The organism is Aeromonas veronii (assembly GCF_040215105.1).
Taxonomy (GTDB): Bacteria; Pseudomonadota; Gammaproteobacteria; order Enterobacterales; family Aeromonadaceae; genus Aeromonas; species Aeromonas veronii_G.
In genome coordinates, this window is the sequence record NZ_CP157875.1 from 1,179,013 (window position 1) to 1,196,535 (window position 17,523).

Genomic DNA, 17,523 nt, shown 5'->3' on the forward strand with positions numbered 1-17,523 from the left:
ACGGGCTTGAACCGTGTCCGCAGGGAGCGTCTCCCCAGCGCCACCTCTCACCGGGGCGGTTTGCTGGCGTAACGACCCTTGTGTCACCCCGGGCCGCCTTGGAGTAGAATGAGGCTCCTCTTCAGCCCGTTAAGGACAAGTGCACATGATCACAGTCGGCCAATCCCTGCCCGCAGGGGAGTTCACCTTCATCACCGCCGAAGGCAAGCAGGTACAGGATACCCAGGCCCTGTTTGCGGGCAAGCGGGTGGTGCTGTTTGCGGTGCCCGGCGCCTTTACCCCGACCTGTTCCAACGCCCATCTTCCCGGCTACGTGGTGCTGGCCGATCAGTTCCAGGCCAAGGGGGTGGATGCCATCTATTGCCTTTCGGTGAACGATGCCTTCGTGATGCGGGCCTGGCAGGAGGCGCAGAACGCCTCGGCCATTACTATGCTGGCAGACGGTGACGGCAGCTGGACCCGGGCCCTCGGCCTTGCCAAGGAGACCGGTGCCTTCGGTGGCCTGCGTGCCCAGCGCTTCGCCCTGATTGCTGACAATGGCGTGGTAGAGCAGCTGTTTGTGGAGGCCCCAGGCAAGTTCGAGGTGTCCGATGCCGAGAGTCTGCTGGCAGCTTTATGAAATGTTAATCGTTGGTTGATTAACGCTTGAAATAGCAAGAGGGCCCGCTACACTGGGCCCGTTTTTGGATGGAGCCAGGCACAGCGCCTGGCTCTCGTGTTTGCAGCCGATGAGATAGAAGAATATGACCCTGGCTTTTGTTGCCCTGATTGCCGGACTGGCGCTGCTGGTCTGGAGTGCGGATAAATTTGTGGACGGTGCCGCCGCGACCGCCCGTTATGCCGGCATGCCGCCGCTGCTGATCGGCATGGTGATCATCGGTTTTGGCACCTCGGCTCCCGAGATGGTGGTCTCCGCACTGGCGGCCTCCCAGGGCAACCCCGGCCTGGCCCTTGGCAACGCCTATGGCTCCAACATCACCAACATCGCGCTGATCCTGGGTCTGACCGCCCTTATCAGCCCCATCGCCGTCTCCTCTCAGGTGGTTCGCAAGGAGATCCCCATCCTGCTCGGCATCACCCTGCTCTCCGGTGCCCTGCTCGTCGATGGCCATCTGGGCGGTATGGATGCCCTGATCCTGGGGGCCGTGTTCCTGGTGCTGATGGGGTGGTCCATCTGGGAAGGCATGCGCAGCAAGGGGGATGCCCTGGACTCGGACACCAGCGATGCCATCGGCAGCGAGGACATGTCCCTCAAGAGCGCCATCTTCTGGCTGGTGCTCGGGCTGGTGCTGCTCATCGTCGCCTCCCGTCTGCTGGTCTGGGGGGCGGTGACGATTGCCCAGGCGCTTGGCATCAGCGATCTGGTGATTGGCCTGACCATAGTGGCGGTGGGCACCTCGCTGCCGGAGCTGGCCTCGTCGCTCATCGCCATTCGCAAGAAGGAGCACGATCTGGCCCTTGGCAACGTGCTCGGCTCCAACTTGTTCAACACCCTGGCTGTGGTGGGCATCGCCGCGGGGATCGCCCCACTGGATGTCGATCCGGCCGTGCTCTCTCGCGACTGGTCCGTGATGATGGGGCTGACCCTGCTGCTGCTGGTGATGTGTCTGGGCCGCAAGGGACAGGGGCGGATCAACCGGGTGGAAGGGGGGCTGTTGCTCGCCATCTTCGTGGCCTACACCGCCTGGCTGCTGGGCAGTCAGTTTGTCTGACGCCTTGGTGATGAAAAAAGAGGGGGAAGCTGATGCTTCCCCCTCTTTTTTTGGTGTGTTGTTTCGCTAAATCAGGCTACTGCTACCAGTTTCTGCTTCTGGGCGCTGTCCAGAATAAGGATGCTCGCCTTGGGGAAGAAGTTGAAGGTGGAGGCGGAAGCCCAGGTGTAGGCCCCCATCACCCGGCCGATGACCAGCTCGCCGATCTCCAGATCCGGCAGCATGATACCGTCCCGGATGACGTCCACGCTGTCGCAGGTGGGGCCGGAGAGCACGGCGTTGTGCAGCGCACCACTGGCATAGGGGGTGCTGACCGGGTAGGTGACGTGGTCGTAGAGCTGGCCGTTGTAGCTGCCGTAGAGACCGTCATCCAGGTAGTACCAGATCTTGTCGCCGCGGTGGGCCTTGCCCATCACGCTCGCCACCGAGGTCATGGCCGGTGCGCTGATGAAGCGGCCCGGCTCTGCAATCTTCTGTACGGTGGCAGGCAGCTTCGCCAGCGCCTCGCGAATGGGGGCGCAGAAGCCGTCGATGTCGAATTCACCGCCCTCGTAATCCACCGGGAAACCGCCACCGATATCCAGTACCCAGGGCTTGAGACCGAGTTCCCAGGCCTGCTCCATGATCTCGCGGCAGGCATCGATAGCCTGTACGTGGCGACGGGCGTGGGGTACCTGGGAGCCGACATGGAAGGAGAGCCCCATCACCTTGATGCCCTTGGCCTGGGCCAGTTGCAGCAGGGGCAGCGCCTGCTCCGGGGTGCAACCGAACTTCTTGGAGAGATCGACCTTGGTCTCCGGGTTCGGGAAACTGACGCGCAGCAGCAGCTTCACCTCATCCTTGTAGGGCAGGAATTTATCCAGCTCCAGCGGGTTGTCATAGACGAACACGGTGCAGCCGAACTCCAGCGCATATCGAATGTCGCTGTCGCGCTTGATGGGGTGGGTGTGGATGCAGCGGCCAGGACGAACCCCTTGGCTGCGCACCAGATCAACTTCGCCATTGGTGGCCAGATCGAAACAGGCCCCCTCTTCCTTCAAGACAGAGACCACCGCCTCGTGGGGCAGGGGTTTGAGTGCATAGTGCAAACGCACATCGGGCAGGGCGGCGGCCAGTGCCCGGTACTGTTTGCGGACGGCTGCCTTGTCGAGCAGCAGCAGGGGGGAGCCAAATTGTTCAACCAGCGAGCGGTAATCTTGTGCGACCAGGGTCTCGTTCATTCTCTTTTGAAAATCCTTAGGGGGCGTGAAATGCCCAAGCCATATGCGATTGAACCGGCGACGGCCGGCTCAGGCGAGTGGTCCGGAGGGACCAACCAGACACTGTGCATAACTTGAATGCAAAGTGCTTAGTTATGCGCGGGATTATCGGGCAATCGCGTTTATGTGCAAGCATTTTGATTGGATATGTTGGCGAGTTTTTCTGGTCGAGACGAAAGGCGCTATCAATATAAAAGCATCAATCTGGCATCGGAGAACGGTGAGCCCAATCTGGAGATATAACCTGTTGATAGTTAACAAACATTTAGCATTTCCCCCGACAAGGAAGTGAATGGGAAAAAAGCACTGGGGCAGGGGGGCGAATGGGAGACAGCTCACAATTTTTGGATTACCATGCCTGCTTCCTAATCCAAACTAGTTCGGATGAAGGTAGCAGGAGAGCGATGGGGGACCATCCACCGAAGAAGTGAATCTTTCAGGTACCGGGCAACCGGTGTGGACTGCTACTGGACGATACTCTGGAGAGACCCGTTAAATCGGGCGCCGAAGGAGCAAGGCACCGTGATTGCATCGCAATCCGGGGCCGGAAACTCTCAGGCAAAAGGACAGAGGGGATGGGATGGTTGTACCTGAGCTTAGAACTGTTCACGATCTGTAATGAGAGGTCGTCAGCAAGGTAAAGAGCAGTGCAGGAACCGGAGCGTATAGATATACGTGAGGATTCCTAGCAGCACATGAGCCTTGATCACGGCCTCGCAGTAAGAGCGTGAACAAGTTCTTGGCCCGCATCCGATCGCCTCTGGCCGATCGCGACACCTACGGGAAGATCATCCTTCTCCTCCTTAATCGTTGTTTTTTAAGGAGGATGCATGTCATCAATTCAATCGGCGCTCAGCGCCATCGATAGCTTTGTCTGGGGTCCGCCCCTGCTTATTCTGCTGGTCGGTACCGGCATCTATCTCACCCTGCGATTGGGTTTGCTTCAGATCGTGCGTCTGCCCCTCGCCCTGCGACTGGTATTCGGTCGCGATCAGGGTCATGGCAAGCAGGGGGATGTCTCCAGCTTCGGCGCACTCTGCACCGCGCTCTCCGCCACCATCGGTACCGGCAACATCGTCGGGGTCGCCACCGCCATCAAGCTCGGCGGCCCGGGTGCCCTGTTCTGGATGTGGATGGCGGCCCTGTTCGGCATGGCTACCAAGTACGCCGAGTGTCTGCTTGCGGTGAAATATCGCCAGCAGGATGCCAACGGCCAGATGGCGGGCGGCCCCATGTACTACCTGGAGAAGGGGCTCGGCTCCAAGCCGCTGGCCAAGCTGTTTGCCCTGTTTGGCATCGGCGTCGCCTTCTTCGGCATCGGCACCTTCCCCCAGGTCAACGCCATTTCGGATGCCATGAGCCTCTCGTTTTCGGTGCCCCGTGAAGCCACCGCCGTGGTGCTGACCCTGATCGTCGGCCTGGTGACGCTCGGGGGGATCCAGTCCATCTCCAGCGTGTCGAGCAAGGTGGTACCCTTCATGGCCATCTTCTACATCTTCGCCTGTCTTGGGGTGCTGGTGAACAACGCCAGCGTCCTGCCGGATGCGGTATTGCTGGTCATCAACAGCGCCTTCACCGGCCATGCGGCCACCGGCGGTTTCGTCGGCGCCGGCATCATGCTGGCGATCCAGTCCGGGGTGGCGCGGGGGGTCTTCTCCAACGAATCGGGTCTGGGCTCGGCCCCCATCGCGGCGGCGGCGGCCAAGACCGACTCCTGCGTGGAGCAGGGGCTGGTCTCCATGACGGGGACCTTCATCGATACCCTGATCATCTGCACCATGACCGGGCTGACCCTGGTGGTGACCGGGGTCTGGAGCGGGGATCTCAGCGGCGCCGCCATGACCAGCGCAGCCTTCGCCCAGGGGCTGGATGCCCACATCGGCCAGTACCTGGTGAGCATCGGCCTGCTGTTTTTTGCCTTCACCACCATCCTCGGCTGGAACTACTACGGCGAGCGCTGCACCGAGTACCTGTTCGGGGTCAAGGCCATCAGGCCCTACCGCCTCGTCTATCTGGTGCTGGTGGCGAGCGGCGCCTTCCTCCATCTGGACCTGATTTGGCTCTTGGCTGACATTGTCAACGGCCTGATGGCGGTGCCAAACCTCATCGGCCTCATCGGCTTGCGCCACGTGGTGATCGCCGAGACCCGCGCCTATTTTAGCCGGGATCGGGACAGCGAAAGCGAGCCCGAGCCGCAGGCCGCCTGAGTCTGGTTGAGCCGGATGCCAAGAAAAAGCCACGACCCGGGTCGTGGCTTTTTTATGCGCTTCGCCATTGGTATGAGCTAGCGCTTTCCCCTCTTTCCGGGAAAGAGTCAGGGTAAGGAGCGTCGCCCTTCAGTCAACAGGCTCTCGAGACGCGCTCGCACCTTGTTTACCAGCTCCTCGTCACTACCCGGCCAGCGGATGGCGTGGGCGAGGGTGGTCGAGGTGCCGGGCAGGAAGCGCTGTTCACCCCCCGCCAGCTCGTAGAAGCGGCTCGCCATCCGAGTGCCTTCATCCACGTCGCCGGCCACAAGCAGCATGGCCTGGGCCAGCACGGCGCCCTGATGATCCCGGCCCGGTGCCAGCCAGCGTTGGGCTGTGCCGGTGATCTTGCGGCCCCCGATCACCAGATTGTACTGACCGTCGCAAAAGGAGCCGGGCACGAAGTCATAGCTGCCCGCGAGGCCATGTTCTTCCAGCAGGGTCAGCAGCGGCTCCCCCAGTCGTTGGTAATAGTGGCCGAGATCCGTGGTGGTACGCGGCAGCAGCAGCGACAGGTTGAGGATGCCGGCACCGTGGGGCACGGCGGTGCCACCGCTGTCGCGCACGAACACGGGCCAGCCCTCGGCGGCGAGTTGCGCGCAGGCGCTTTCATAGTGCGGCAGGCGCATGTCCTTGCGAGTGACGATAAGGCACTGGGGCCCCTGCCAGAGGTGGGCGCGGGACAGCCCGTCATGGGCACAATCCCACAGCCACTGCTGCTCCTGGGCCAGGATCTGGGCAGGCGTATGGTGGACGGGCGGGGAGGGCAGCAGGGGATAGGGCATGAGGGGCATCCTGAAGCAGAGGCTGCCAAGCACAGTACCCGTGGCGGGCAGGGAGGTAAAGCCCCGCATGGCGGGGCCTCGCTGGAAAGGATCAGGCGTGGGCCGGGCTGCGTTTTGGCAGCAGCAGATTCAAGATGATGGCGGTGAGGCCGCCGGTGGCGACGCCGTAGGAGAGCACGCTCTTGGCGAGCTCCGGCAGGTGCTGCAGCACCTCGGGGACCTGGGCGACCCCGAGACCCATGGCCAGCGACACCGCCAGTATCATCAGGGCGCGGCGATCCAGCTCCTCGCGGGAGATGATGCGCACCCCGGCGGCGGCGATGGTGCCGAACATGACGATGGTGGCACCGCCGAGCACGGGTTCGGGGATCTGTTGCACCAGGCTCGCCACCGCCGGGAACAGGCCAAGCAGGGCCAGCATGGCGGCGATGAAGAGGCCGACATGGCGACTGGCCACCCCGGTCAGCTGAATGACGCCGTTGTTCTGGGCGAAGGTGGACATGGGGAAGGTGGAGAAGAGCGCTGCCAGCATGGAGTTGGCCCCGTCGGCCAGCACCCCGCCCTTGATCCGCGCCATGTAGACGGGTCCTTCCAATGGCTCGCCCGAGATGTCGGAGGTCGCCGTCATGTCGCCGATGGCCTCTAGCGCGGTCACCACGAAGATGATGGCCAGCGGCACGAACAGGTGCCAGTCAAAGCCGAGGCCGTAGTGCAGCGGGATGGGCACCATCACCAGGGGGCCATCGAAGTGGGGGGCACTCACCTTGCCCAGCATCAGCGCCACGGCGTAGCCCACCAGCATGGCGATCATGATGGCGGAGAGGCGCAACCAGGGGTTGCGGCTGCGCTGCAGCAGCACGATGAGGCCGAGCACCAGCAGGGAGAGGAAGAGGTTGGTGTGGCTCGCGAAGCTGCCATCGGCCAGTGCCCCGTAGCCGCCCCCCATGCTGATGAGACCCACCTTGATCAGGGTCAGGCCGATGAGCAGCACGACAATGCCGGTCACCAGCGGGGTGATGATCCGCTTGACCAGATGCAGGAAGCGGCTCATCACGACGATGGTGAGGGCCGCCGCCAGCATGGTGCCGAACAGGGTGCCCAGCAGATCTTCGGTGGGCATGGCCGCCTGCTTGAGGGCGAGGCCGGAGGCGATGATGGGGCCGAGGAAGTTGAAGCTGGTGCCCTGTACCGACAGCAGGCCGGAGCCGATGGGGCCGAAGCGACGGGTCTGGATGAAGGAGGCGATGCCGGACATGACCAGGGACATGGAGACGATATAGCGGGTGTCGGCGGCAGGGAGGCCGAGGGCATTGGCGATGATGAGGGGCGGGGTGATGATGGCGACAAACATGGCGAGCATATGCTGCAGGGCGGCAAACAGGGTCTGGGGCAGGGGCGGAACCTCCTCGATGCCGTAGACCAGTTCGCTGTGGGGGCGCCTGGGGGGATGTGGCTCAGCGACGGGAGCGCGCGAAACGGCTGCCTGTTCCATAAATACCTCAAATTTTGTGGGGGAGGGGGAGAAAAATTGGGCGCTATTGTAGTGGCTGAAATGGCGCTGACCAGCGCTAATTGAGCGGGAAAAGGTTTATTTTTGGATGGGTTGAAACGTTTGCGCGTGATGATTATGATCTGCCGGTTTGCGTGATGCTCTCCGATGGATAAATCTGGCCCCTGCTGCTGTATCCGGGTGAGGACGGTGTAGAATGAGCGCTCAGTTGTCATGTGGAGACTCTGGATGCTGAAGTTGTCGGAGTTTTGGAGCGCCAACGCCCATTCTGAAGATTTTACCCTGACCCGAATGGGCTTCATGACGGCCCGTCTGCGGCTGTTGACCTGTCTGCTGATGATAGGGATCCCCAGCTGGGCGCTGGTGGATTGGCTGACCCTGCCTTCGGCCCAGTTCGATGCCCTGCTCCAGGCGCGGGTCTTCTGCCTGCTGGCACTCTCGCCGCTCATCCCCTTCTCCTACCTCATTCACTTCAAGCGCACTCGTATGAAACTGGCGCTCGGCTACCTGATGGCGGTGATGATGCTGTTCTCCCTCATCTGCCTGCGCACTTTCGGCTCGGAAGAGGAGTTGCAGGCGGGGTACATGGCGTTTCCCTATCTGCTCATCAGCCTGTTTGCCATCTTCCCCATTCCCCTCTCTCTCAGCTTGCAGCTGGCGGGGTGCATCCTGATCACCATGCTGGCGGGCAACTGGTGGCTGGTGGATCAGCCGCTCTGGAGCCTGCAGACCCTCAACCAGATCTGGTTGCTGGCCCTGTTCACCCTGGCGAGTGCCTGGGTGCAGTGCGGTCAGCTCCATATGCTGCTTCAGCTCTATCGGGAATCCACTACGGACGAGCTGACCGGCATGATGAACCGGCGGCTGCTGATGAAGCAGATCGAGAAAGCCAGGGGGGATCTGCTCAGCAAGCAGAAGCCCTTCGCCGTCTTGCTGCTGGATTTGGATCGCTTCAAGCGCATCAACGACACCTATGGTCACCTGGCGGGAGATGCGGTGCTCAAGGAGGTGGCGAGCACCCTGGGCGAACAGCTGGAGACTGGCATGGTGCTCGGTCGTTACGGTGGCGAGGAGTTCTCCATCCTGCTGCCTGGCTGTGGCGATCTGGTGCAGGCCAAGCGGGTGGCCGAGCGACTGCGGGTGGCGGTGGAGGCCAGGCTGGTGAAGAGCCCCACTTCCGACGAGCTGCTGGAGGTGACGGTGAGCATCGGCCTGACCCTGGCCCGGCGCGGGGAGGGCATCGAGGCCCTGCTCAACCGGGCTGACGAGTGCCTCTATCTGGCCAAGATGGCGGGGCGCAATTGCGTGATGAGCGAGAGTGCCTTGTTGAACAAACCCTTCAATTCCAGCGTGGCTTGACGACCCCCTCCTCCCTGCGAGGGGTCCGCGTGAATGTCCATCCCTCCTGCCATCCCTGGCAGGGACGTCACGGACCCCATCCCTCGCCCCAAGATTATTCACAGTTTAATCATCTGCGCTCTGGCCGGCTTCTATCCTGTTACAGGATGAAATGATTGATGCCTCAAGGAGAGAGCCCATGATGACCACCACAGATTTTAGCGAGCATTATCGCAGCAGCGACAGGATCATGCTGGGCTTACTCTGGTTTACGCTGCTTTGTTCTGCCGGATTGGCCTTCTGGCACCAGACCTGGCTGCAGACGGCGTTGATCGGGGCGCCGGTTTGCCTCGTGCTGACGGCGCTCTATCGGGGGATGGGGGGCAGCCGGTTGATGCGCTGCCTCATCGGGGTAGGGCTGATGGTGATGGCGGCGCTGCACATCAATCAGGCGCGAGGGGTCATCGAGATCCATTTCGGCATCTTCGTGTTGCTGGCGGTGCTGACCTTCTACCGGGACTGGCTGCCCATCGTGGTGGCGGCGGCGGTGATCGCGGTGCACCACGTGCTGTTTCATGTGTTGCAGCACGCGGGGTATCCGGTCTACGTGATGCAGTCCCACGGCGGTTGGGGGATGATCTTCCTGCACGCCTTCTACGTGGTGATAGAGAGCGGGATCCTCATCTACCTGGCCCGCCTGAGCCTGGCCGATGCCACCGAGAATCAGGAGGTGCTCGGCAAGGTGCTGATGGCGGCCAATCAGCTAAGCAAGGGGGCCGGTGCCCACACCGGCTCCGAGGTAGCCAGGCTCTCTTCCGGACAGCGCTTCGATCACTTTCTTCTGCAGGTGTCCAACCTGGTGGATGGCGTGGTACGGGACAGCCGCAATCTGGGAGGGCTGAGCCAGGAGCTGGCCCGGACGGGGTCGACCCTGGAGGAGGGGGCCAGGGATCAGCTGGAGGAGGTGGCCCGCATGAGCGAGGACATGGCGCTCATGCTCTCGGCCATGACGGAGATCACCGCCCAGGTCGAGCAGACCCTGCAGTGCGCCGATGAGGCCAGCGATCAGGTGGGCAAGGGACGGGCCAGCGTGGTGCAAACCGGGCAGGACATCGAGGCGCTGGCGCTGTGCATGGATGAGACCGACAAGACGGTGACCTCCCTGGCCGAGCAGGCCACCCAGATAGGCAAGGTGCTGGAAGTCATTCACGACATCGCCCAGCAGACCAATCTGCTGGCGCTCAATGCGGCCATCGAGGCGGCCAGGGCCGGCGAGCAGGGGCGGGGCTTTGCGGTGGTGGCCGACGAGGTGCGCCATCTTTCCCAGAAAACCTCGGTCTCCACCCGCGAGATCCAGCAGATCATCGAGGGGCTCCAGCAGGGGAGCCGTCAGGCGGCGGGAGCCATGCAGCTCAGTCGGGAGGGAGTGAGCCGCTGTGTCCTCGCCAGCCAGTCGGCGGTGGCGATGCTGCAGGTGGTGGCCGATGATATCGACAACATCAACCGTTTCAATGGCCAGATAGCGGCCAGCACCCAGGCACAATCCAAGGTCTCGGGGGAGATAGGCGAGTGTCTTGGACGGGTCCAGCAGATTGCCGAGTGCAACGCCGGCAATATCACGGCCCTGACCCGCAGCAGCCAGTGCCTGACGCCGCTGGCACAGCGACTGGAGCACCTCGGCCGCGCCTTTCACGAATGAGGATTCGCCCCGTGCCAGAAAAGCAAAATGCCACCCCGGGGGTGGCATTTTGACGAGGGCAGCCCGGGCTTATGCCAGGCGATACTTGCCGGAGAGCTGCTGGGCCAGCAGCTTGAACATGTTGAACACCGCCATGGTCTTGCCGGTCGGGGTGCCATCTTCGCCGAGGAAGAACTCGCCCTTGAATACCAAGATCTCTCCCTTCTGCTCCACGGCGTCGGCGCGCATGCCGTGGATGAAGTCTTCGTGTTCCCGGATGATCGTGTTGGCCATCTCCAGCAGGGCAGTCTCGGTGATCAGCTCTTTTTCGGGTTGCATGCTCGTCTCCTTAAACGACTACTGACGGGGCAGGGCACGCCCTGTCACTGATTGAAGAGGGCAAAGCATACTGCAAAAGGGGATTTTCTGTCATTGATATGACCCCGCATTTTGCCCCGATCAGCCCATGACCAGATTCTTGAGCCAGCGGCGCTGACGAATGCGGCGCTGCACCAGCAGTACCTTGGCGAGCTCCTCCAGCAGCACCACGGCCACCACCCAGGCGAGAGGCCAGCCGAGCAGGCTGACGGCCACCCAGGCGAGCGGCAGACCGATGCACCACATGCCCACCACATCGATGAAGATGCTGTAGTTCACATCCCCGCCCGAGCGCAGCACCCCGACGATGCCCACCATGTTGAACACCTTGAGCAGCATGCCGATGCAGAGGATAGCGAGCACCTGGCCCGCTTCCCCCATCAGCTCGGCGGGCAGGTTGCCCACCCACTGCAGCAGATTGGTCTGCACCATCCAGACCGACAGTCCGACCAGCAAGGCGCCCACTGGTGCAAGCAGCAGGAACAACTGGGAGTGCTGCCATGCGGCTTCATATTCTTCTGCACCGAGCCGGTGGCCGAGCAGGGTGGAGCAGGCTACCGCCAACCCGAAGAAGAGGGAGATGAGAATGCTCTCCAGTGTCCCCAGGGTGGTCATGATGGCCAAGGAGTCGGTGCCAAGATGGGCATAGAGGAAGCCGTAGAGCAGCATGCCGAAGGCCCAGAGCCCGTCGTGCAGCAGCAGCGGCAGGGCGATCAGGGTGAAGCGCACCACCTCCTTGCGCTTGAAGGCGGCGAGCCAGTCCGCCAGGCGCGGCACCAGCCTGGGCTCCTGGCGCAGCACATAGGTCAGCAGCAGCGCCGTTTGCAGCAGGCGAGAGATGGTCGTGCCCCAGGCAGACCCCGCGACCCCCATGGCCTCGAAGCCGAAATTACCGAAGATGAGGGCGTAGTTGAGGATGACGTTGGCGATGATGGCGATGATGCCGATGCGGGTCGGCGCCGCCGCGTTGCCCACCGAGCGCAGGGCCGCCTCCAGCGGCACCACCACGGCGGTGCAGAGGATGGTGGCCCCCGTGATCATCAGAAACTCGTCCGCCAGGGGGCGCAGTTCGGGATCCTGGCTGGCAAAGCCCAGCACGCTGCCCGGCGCGAGCACATAGACCAGCGCGAAGGGCAGGCTCACCAGCAGGGCCCCCACCAGCGCCAGCGCCAGGGAGCGGCGCACCCCGGCCAGATCCCCGCGACCGTAATATTGCGCCGCCAATACCGAGACCCCGCCCGAGAGCCCCGCTATCACCAGCAGGTTGAAGAAGAAAACCCGGTTACCCAAGCCGACTGCCGCCACGGCCGTGGTGCCAAGCTGGCTCACCATCATGATGTCGATGAGGCCGAGCAGGGAGAACATCATGGATTGCAGCGAGACCGGCAGCGCCAGTCGCCACAATCGGGTCATGAACTCGCGATCGGTGGTTTGTTTTAAAATCGCTTGCCAATAATTCATATCTGTTAACCGGGTTGGTAAAAGATGATATTCATCGGGGGTATGATAGGGGGAGTTGCGAGGCTTCTCACTGTGAGTGACTCTCTGCTTTCTTGTGCAAAACTATCTTGTTGAGGTGCCATGATCTTTGCGAGCGAATGCCTGGAAATCGCCCCGGGTTGTGATGAGCGGATGCTGGGGCGAGAGGGCTTGCCCCTGCTCGGGGAGGCGGGCATCTTTCTGACCGGCCTCTCCCATATCCGGGATCACTACCTCATCCGTCGCAACCGTCCCGAGTTTCACATCCTGATGGTGAGCCACGGGGAGGGCGGGGTGCTGCTCACCGATGCCGGAGAGCAGCCCATCCCGGCGGGGGCCCTGGTGTTTCTGCCCGCCGCCGTGCCGGGAGGGCTGCGCCTTGCGGGGAAACAGTGGCAGACCAGCTGGATCCTGCTCGATGACGTGCCGCGCTGGCGTCACCTGCACCGGCTGGGCCATCGCATCTGGCTGGGGGAGGAGGGGGAGCAGTTTTATCATCTGCTCAGCCTGATGCAGGGAGAAGGGGTGAGATCCCCCCTGCAGCCCCAACTGCTGAGCCTGCTGCTGGCCTTGCTGGACAGGGCCCTGCAGGGGGAGGTGCGTGGCACCCCCGAGCTGCGGTTGCAGGCGCTGTTCCGACGGGTGGAGGCGCGCCTGGACGAACCTTGGAGCGTGGCCCTGCTCGCCAGCGAGATGGCCTGCTCGGTGCCCCATCTTCATCGGCTCTGCCGGCAGACCTTTGGCATGGGCCCCATGGCCTGGTTGACCCAGCTTCGCATGAACAAGGCGCGCCAGCTGCTGCTCTACACCAACTGGCCCCTTGCCGAGCTCGCCAGCCGGGTCGGCTACAGCGACGGGGCCAACTTTGCGAATCGCTTTCGCCGCCTCACTGGTCAGACCCCCGGCGCCTTTCGTCGCCTGGGTCGCAAACCTTTTGCAACGGATGCGCAAACTCTTTGAAATTCGGGGCGCAAGCCCATAGGATCGGCGGGCCACACAGTCAAGGTACCGATCCATGTTTGAAGATAATAATCAGAAACGTCCTCTCTACATTCCCTACGCCGGTCCGGCCCTGCTGGAGACCCCCTTGCTCAACAAGGGCAGCGCCTTCACCAGTGAAGAGCGCAGCAGCTTCAACCTCGAAGGTCTGTTGCCCCAGAATATCGAGACCATCGAAGAGCAGGCCGTGCGTGCCTATCGCCAGTTCATGGCATTTGGCAACGACATGGACAAGCACATCTACCTGCGCAATATCCAGGACACCAACGAGACCCTGTTCTACCGCCTGCTGACCAATCACCTGCCCGAGATGCTGCCGGTCATCTACACCCCGACCGTGGGCAAGGCGTGCGAGGAGTTCTCCAACATCTATCGCCGTGCGCGCGGCCTCTTCATCTCCTATCCGGACAAGGACAGGATCGATGACATGCTGCAAAACGCCACCAAGCAGAACGTCAAGGTCATCGTGGTCACCGATGGCGAACGGATCCTGGGTCTTGGCGATCAGGGCATCGGCGGCATGGGCATTCCCATCGGCAAGCTCTCCCTCTACACCGCCTGTGGCGGCATCTCCCCGGCCTACTGTCTGCCGGTAGTGCTGGACGTGGGCACCAACAACCAGCAGCTGCTGAACGACCCCTTCTACATGGGCTGGCGTCATCCGCGCATCTCGGGGGAGGAGTACGACGAGTTCGTCGATGCCTTCATCCAGGCGGTCAAACGCCGCTGGCCCGAGATCCTGCTGCAGTTCGAGGACTTCGCCCAGGGCAACGCCACCCCGCTGCTCAACCGCTACAAGGATGAGCTCTGCTGCTTCAACGACGACATCCAGGGCACGGCCGCGGTCACCCTGGGCAGCCTCATCGCCGCCTGCAAGGCCTCCGGTGCCAAGCTCTCCGAGAAACGGGTCGCCTTCCTCGGGGCTGGCAGCGCCGGCTGCGGCATCGCCGAGCAGATAGTGGCGCAGATGAAGGCTGAAGGGCTGACGGACGCCGAGGCCCGTGGCCGGGTCTTCATGGTGGACCGTTTTGGCCTCATCACCGACAAGATCCCGAACCAGCTGCCGTTCCAGCGCAAGCTATCCCAGCCGGTCGAGCGCATCGCAGACTGGCCGGTGGGGGACAACATCTCCCTGCTGGAGGTGATGGAGCACGGTCGCCCTGACATCCTGATCGGGGTTTCCGGCCAGCCGGGGCTGTTCACCGAAGAGGTGGTCAAGACCATGCACAAGCACTGTGCCCGTCCCATCATCTTCCCGCTCTCCAACCCCACCTCCCGGGTGGAGGCGACGCCGGCGGATCTCATCCGCTGGACCGATGGTCAGGTGCTGGTCGCGACCGGCAGCCCGTTCGCGCCGGTGGAGCACAAGGGCAAACGCTACGTCATCGCCCAGTGCAACAACTCCTTCATCTTCCCGGGGATTGGTCTCGGGGTGATCGCCTCCGGCGCCAACCGGGTAACCGATGCCATGCTGATGTCGGCCAGCCGGGCGCTTGCCGAGTGCTCTCCCATGGTGAAGGGGGAGGAGGGGTCACTGCTGCCGGATCTGGCGGACATCCATCAGGTCTCCCGCCACATCGCCAAGATGGTGGCCAAGACCGCCATGCTGCAAGGCAAGGCGGTGCAGACCCCGGACGAGGTGATCGATCAAGCCATCGAGGCGAACTTCTGGCGACCGGAATACCGTCGCTATCGCCGTACCTCCTTCTGACGAAGGTGATACAACAGCAAAACAGAAGGGATGCATCAGCATCCCTTTTTTGTGCACGGTTGCGGTGAAGAAGAGAGGGGCTGTTAGGCGGTGATCAGGCTGCCGGCGCCGTGGTTGCCGGTGCTTCCTGCACGCCGGTCACCCGTACCTCGACCCGGCGATCCGGGGCCAGGCAGTCGATGAGGGCGGCTCTGGCCTTGACGGCGTCGCACTGAACGCCGGTGACCGGGTTGCTCTCCCCATGTCCTTCGATGCTGACCTTGTCGGCGGGCAGCCCCTTGCCGATCAGGAAGTCAGCTACGGTGCGAGCCCGGGCTTCGGACAGCGCCTGGTTGTTGGCATCCGAGCCGATGCGATCGGTGTAACCCATCACCACGGCGTTGCCATCCTTGGGTTTGATGTCGGCGATCTGCTGATACAGATCTTCGAGTGCACTCATGCCTTCAGGCTTGAGATCCGCCTTGCCAAAGGCGAACAGCACGTCCGAACTCAGGTTGAAGGTCTGATCCACCGGTTCGGGGGTGGGAGGCGGGGCGGCCACCAGGGGGGCGGCAACCGGCACGACGGCCACGGTACGATTGGGGTGCAGCACCAGCTCTATGGTGGCGGTGCTGATGTCGCTGACCCAGCGCTGGGTGCCACTGCCGACCTTGTCGTTGTCCGGATCATCCCCGACCCGCACCAGATAGCGATAGCGCGCCTGGATGTCGACCCAGTCGTGCAGCTTGGCGGTCAGCCCCAGACCAGCCAACGGGGCCAGGTTGTCATCTCCCCCGTTGACGGATTTGACGTGGTAGATGTAGCCGCCGCCCTCGGCAAATACCGAGAAGATGTCCCCGAGGGGCAGGCGACCTATCACCGACAGGGTGGCGCCCTGACTGCTGAAGTCGTTGCCGGCGATGTCCCAGTCACCGGTCGACAGGTAGCCGAGCTCGGCCCCCAGGTTCTCGGTGAAGTTGTAGCCACCGAAGGCGGTGATAGCGGTGGCATCCTTGCTGACATCCTGGCTGAAGTCGTTGATGTCATGGGCGATGGCCCAGCCTCCCCCGGCCCCCAGATACCAGTCGTGGACGGGGGCCGCCTGAGCCGCTCCCGTCGCCAGTGCCAATGCAATCCATACGGGTTTCAGTCTTATGTTCATCGCGTTTCCTCGTCGATGTTGGGTGTTATAGGGCTCCCAGCCCTTTGTTATATAAACCACCATTATGTATAGGCGATCATCGCGCATTAACCACTTAAGTGACGCATCTGTATGGAGAATTTGTGAGTGGGCAGGCAATAAGGGCGATGGGCCTGGTGAGAGTGAAGAAAAATCAGCAACAATGAAAAAGGGGCCGAACGGCCCCTTTTTTTGTGTGTTATGGCATCGCTTACTGCTGGACTTCCTGTACGCCGGTGACGCGGACTTCCACGCGACGGTCCGGTGCCAGGCAGGAGATCAGCTGGTTCTTGCCCTTGACCCCGTCACACTGGTTGCCAGTGACCGGATTGGCTTCGCCATGACCCTGGATGGAGACCTTGCCGGCCGGGAGGCCCTTGCCAACCAGGAAGTCGGCCACGGTGCGGGCACGGGCTTCAGACAGCTTCTGGTTGTAGGCATCGGAGCCGATGCGGTCGGTGTAACCGACGACCACGGCGCTGCCGTCCTTGGGTTGAACTTCAACGATCTGCTGATACAGGGTGTTGAGTGCGGCAGCCCCTTCCGGTTTCAGGCTGGACTTGCCGAAGGCAAACAGCACGTCAGAGCTCAGGGAGAAGCTCTTGTCGACCACGACGGGCTCGGGTACGGGTTCCGGCGCCGGTGCAGCGACAGGTGCCACATAGGCCTTGCGGTTCGGGTGCATCACCAGTTCCAGCGTGGCGACGCTCATGTCGGTCTTCCAGGTCTTCTGCTCGTCACCCAGATCCCAGATGTAGCGATAACGGGCTTGCAGATCCAGCAGATCGGAGAGCTTGGCGCTCAGGCCCAGACCCGCCAGCGGGGAGGTGCCGTTGTCGCTGTCACCGTTGCCGTTGACGTGGTTGAAGTAGGCACCGCCTTCGGCGAAGACGGAGAAGATGTCACCCATGGGCAGGCGAGCGATACCGGAGAGGGTCGCACCCTGAGTCTTGAAGTCGACGCCATCCACACCGGCCTTGCCGGCATAGAGGTAACCGAGCTCGGCACCGAAGTTCTCGGTGAAGTTGTAACCACCGAACAGGGACAGGGCGGTAGCGTCCTTGTCCGCATCCAGACCGAAGCTGTCCAGATCGTGGCCATAAGCCCAACCAGCACCCATACCGGTGTACCAGTCATCGGCCGCCTGGGCGGTGGAAGTTCCCATGGCTGCGATAGCCAGAGCAATCAGGGTTGGTGCCATTTTCATTTTCATCATTTTATCCTCGTTGAGTTGCCGTGCTATGGGCGTACTGCGCACTCTTTTGTTAT

General features: G+C 62.4%; 14 protein-coding genes and 1 riboswitch. Of the genes, 7 read left to right on the forward strand and 7 right to left on the reverse strand.

The genetic code is table 11. The features are described from left to right. The first annotated feature begins 145 nt into the window (after positions 1-145). Together ABNP46_RS05615 and ABNP46_RS05620 are read left to right on the forward strand one after the other, a co-directional pair. On the forward strand, positions 146-619 hold the full coding sequence (locus ABNP46_RS05615; protein ID WP_349921439.1) for a peroxiredoxin: 474 nt from the start codon (positions 146-148) through the stop codon (positions 617-619). A 124-nt stretch (positions 620-743) separates the two neighbouring features. Continuing rightward, positions 744-1,712, forward strand: a complete 969-nt coding sequence (locus ABNP46_RS05620) for a calcium/sodium antiporter (protein WP_349921440.1) — start codon at positions 744-746, stop codon at positions 1,710-1,712. 71 nt (positions 1,713-1,783) lie between these two features. Here the strand turns inward: ABNP46_RS05620 and ABNP46_RS05625 are convergent, their stop codons facing one another. Further along, positions 1,784-2,932: a type III PLP-dependent enzyme gene (locus tag ABNP46_RS05625; protein WP_349921441.1), complete on the reverse strand. Its 1,149-nt coding sequence runs from the start codon at positions 2,930-2,932 to the stop codon at positions 1,784-1,786. A 508-nt stretch (positions 2,933-3,440) separates the two neighbouring features. Then, positions 3,441-3,551: riboswitch (glycine riboswitch) on the forward strand. A 250-nt stretch (positions 3,552-3,801) separates the two neighbouring features. Here ABNP46_RS05625 and ABNP46_RS05630 point away from each other — a divergent pair. Next, positions 3,802-5,178: an alanine/glycine:cation symporter family protein gene (locus ABNP46_RS05630; protein WP_349921442.1), complete on the forward strand. Its 1,377-nt coding sequence runs from the start codon at positions 3,802-3,804 to the stop codon at positions 5,176-5,178. A gap of 107 nt (positions 5,179-5,285) precedes the next feature. Here the strand turns inward: ABNP46_RS05630 and ABNP46_RS05635 are convergent, their stop codons facing one another. Continuing rightward, positions 5,286-6,002 carry a lipoyl protein ligase domain-containing protein gene (locus ABNP46_RS05635; protein WP_349921443.1) on the reverse strand — a complete coding sequence of 239 codons (717 nt, stop codon included), beginning with the start codon at positions 6,000-6,002 and terminating at the stop codon, positions 5,286-5,288. Positions 6,003-6,093: 91 nt separating this feature from the next. Beyond that, positions 6,094-7,494, reverse strand: coding sequence for a nucleobase:cation symporter-2 family protein (locus ABNP46_RS05640; protein WP_349921444.1), 1,401 nt, complete (start codon positions 7,492-7,494; stop codon positions 6,094-6,096). 246 nt (positions 7,495-7,740) lie between these two features. Between ABNP46_RS05640 and ABNP46_RS05645 the strand changes: the two genes are divergently transcribed. Together ABNP46_RS05645 and ABNP46_RS05650 are read left to right on the forward strand one after the other, a co-directional pair. Then, on the forward strand, positions 7,741-8,871 hold the full coding sequence (locus tag ABNP46_RS05645; RefSeq protein WP_349921445.1) for a GGDEF domain-containing protein: 1,131 nt from the start codon (positions 7,741-7,743) through the stop codon (positions 8,869-8,871). A 178-nt stretch (positions 8,872-9,049) separates the two neighbouring features. Beyond that, a complete protein-coding gene (locus tag ABNP46_RS05650; protein WP_349921446.1) occupies positions 9,050-10,549 on the forward strand; it encodes a methyl-accepting chemotaxis protein in 1,500 nt (499 codons plus the stop codon). A gap of 69 nt (positions 10,550-10,618) precedes the next feature. On the opposite strand, the gene ABNP46_RS05655 is transcribed toward ABNP46_RS05650, so the two are convergent. Further along, positions 10,619-10,867 carry a DUF2498 family protein gene (locus ABNP46_RS05655; RefSeq protein WP_349921447.1) on the reverse strand — a complete coding sequence of 83 codons (249 nt, stop codon included), beginning with the start codon at positions 10,865-10,867 and terminating at the stop codon, positions 10,619-10,621. Positions 10,868-10,987: 120 nt separating this feature from the next. Further along, positions 10,988-12,367, reverse strand: coding sequence for an MATE family efflux transporter (locus ABNP46_RS05660; RefSeq protein ID WP_349921448.1), 1,380 nt, complete (start codon positions 12,365-12,367; stop codon positions 10,988-10,990). Between the two features lie 120 nt (positions 12,368-12,487). On the opposite strand from ABNP46_RS05660, the gene ABNP46_RS05665 reads away from it, so the two are divergent. Together ABNP46_RS05665 and ABNP46_RS05670 are read left to right on the forward strand one after the other, a co-directional pair. Then, the gene (locus ABNP46_RS05665) at positions 12,488-13,345 is read left to right on the forward strand and encodes a helix-turn-helix transcriptional regulator (protein WP_349921449.1); all 858 of its coding nucleotides are present in this window, start codon (positions 12,488-12,490) and stop codon (positions 13,343-13,345) included. A gap of 55 nt (positions 13,346-13,400) precedes the next feature. After that, complete coding sequence (locus tag ABNP46_RS05670; RefSeq protein WP_349921450.1) at positions 13,401-15,095, forward strand: NAD-dependent malic enzyme; 1,695 nt, start codon at positions 13,401-13,403, stop codon at positions 15,093-15,095. A 94-nt stretch (positions 15,096-15,189) separates the two neighbouring features. Here ABNP46_RS05670 and ABNP46_RS05675 read toward each other — a convergent pair whose 3' ends face one another. Beyond that, entirely contained in the window at positions 15,190-16,236 is a 1,047-nt protein-coding gene (locus ABNP46_RS05675; RefSeq protein WP_349921451.1) for an OmpA family protein, read from the reverse strand. Between the two features lie 229 nt (positions 16,237-16,465). Next, complete coding sequence (ompA, locus tag ABNP46_RS05680) at positions 16,466-17,467, reverse strand: porin OmpA (protein WP_349921452.1); 1,002 nt, start codon at positions 17,465-17,467, stop codon at positions 16,466-16,468. Between the last annotated feature and the right edge of the window lie 56 nt (positions 17,468-17,523).

Coding starts and splice junctions, on each gene's coding strand:
- ABNP46_RS05655 (WP_349921447.1), bottom strand. CDS start 10,867: ATGCAACCCGAAAAAGAGCTGATCACCGAGACTGCCCTGCTGGAGATG.
- ABNP46_RS05650 (WP_349921446.1), top strand. CDS start 9,050: ATGATGACCACCACAGATTTTAGCGAGCATTATCGCAGCAGCGACAGG.
- ABNP46_RS05670 (WP_349921450.1), top strand. CDS start 13,401: ATGTTTGAAGATAATAATCAGAAACGTCCTCTCTACATTCCCTACGCC.
- ABNP46_RS05645 (WP_349921445.1), top strand. CDS start 7,741: ATGCTGAAGTTGTCGGAGTTTTGGAGCGCCAACGCCCATTCTGAAGAT.
- ABNP46_RS05675 (WP_349921451.1), bottom strand. CDS start 16,236: ATGAACATAAGACTGAAACCCGTATGGATTGCATTGGCACTGGCGACG.
- ABNP46_RS05635 (WP_349921443.1), bottom strand. CDS start 6,002: ATGCCCTATCCCCTGCTGCCCTCCCCGCCCGTCCACCATACGCCTGCC.
- ABNP46_RS05630 (WP_349921442.1), top strand. CDS start 3,802: ATGTCATCAATTCAATCGGCGCTCAGCGCCATCGATAGCTTTGTCTGG.
- ompA (WP_349921452.1), bottom strand. CDS start 17,467: ATGAAAATGAAAATGGCACCAACCCTGATTGCTCTGGCTATCGCAGCC.
- ABNP46_RS05640 (WP_349921444.1), bottom strand. CDS start 7,494: ATGGAACAGGCAGCCGTTTCGCGCGCTCCCGTCGCTGAGCCACATCCC.
- ABNP46_RS05625 (WP_349921441.1), bottom strand. CDS start 2,932: ATGAACGAGACCCTGGTCGCACAAGATTACCGCTCGCTGGTTGAACAA.
- ABNP46_RS05620 (WP_349921440.1), top strand. CDS start 744: ATGACCCTGGCTTTTGTTGCCCTGATTGCCGGACTGGCGCTGCTGGTC.
- ABNP46_RS05615 (WP_349921439.1), top strand. CDS start 146: ATGATCACAGTCGGCCAATCCCTGCCCGCAGGGGAGTTCACCTTCATC.
- ABNP46_RS05660 (WP_349921448.1), bottom strand. CDS start 12,367: ATGAATTATTGGCAAGCGATTTTAAAACAAACCACCGATCGCGAGTTC.
- ABNP46_RS05665 (WP_349921449.1), top strand. CDS start 12,488: ATGATCTTTGCGAGCGAATGCCTGGAAATCGCCCCGGGTTGTGATGAG.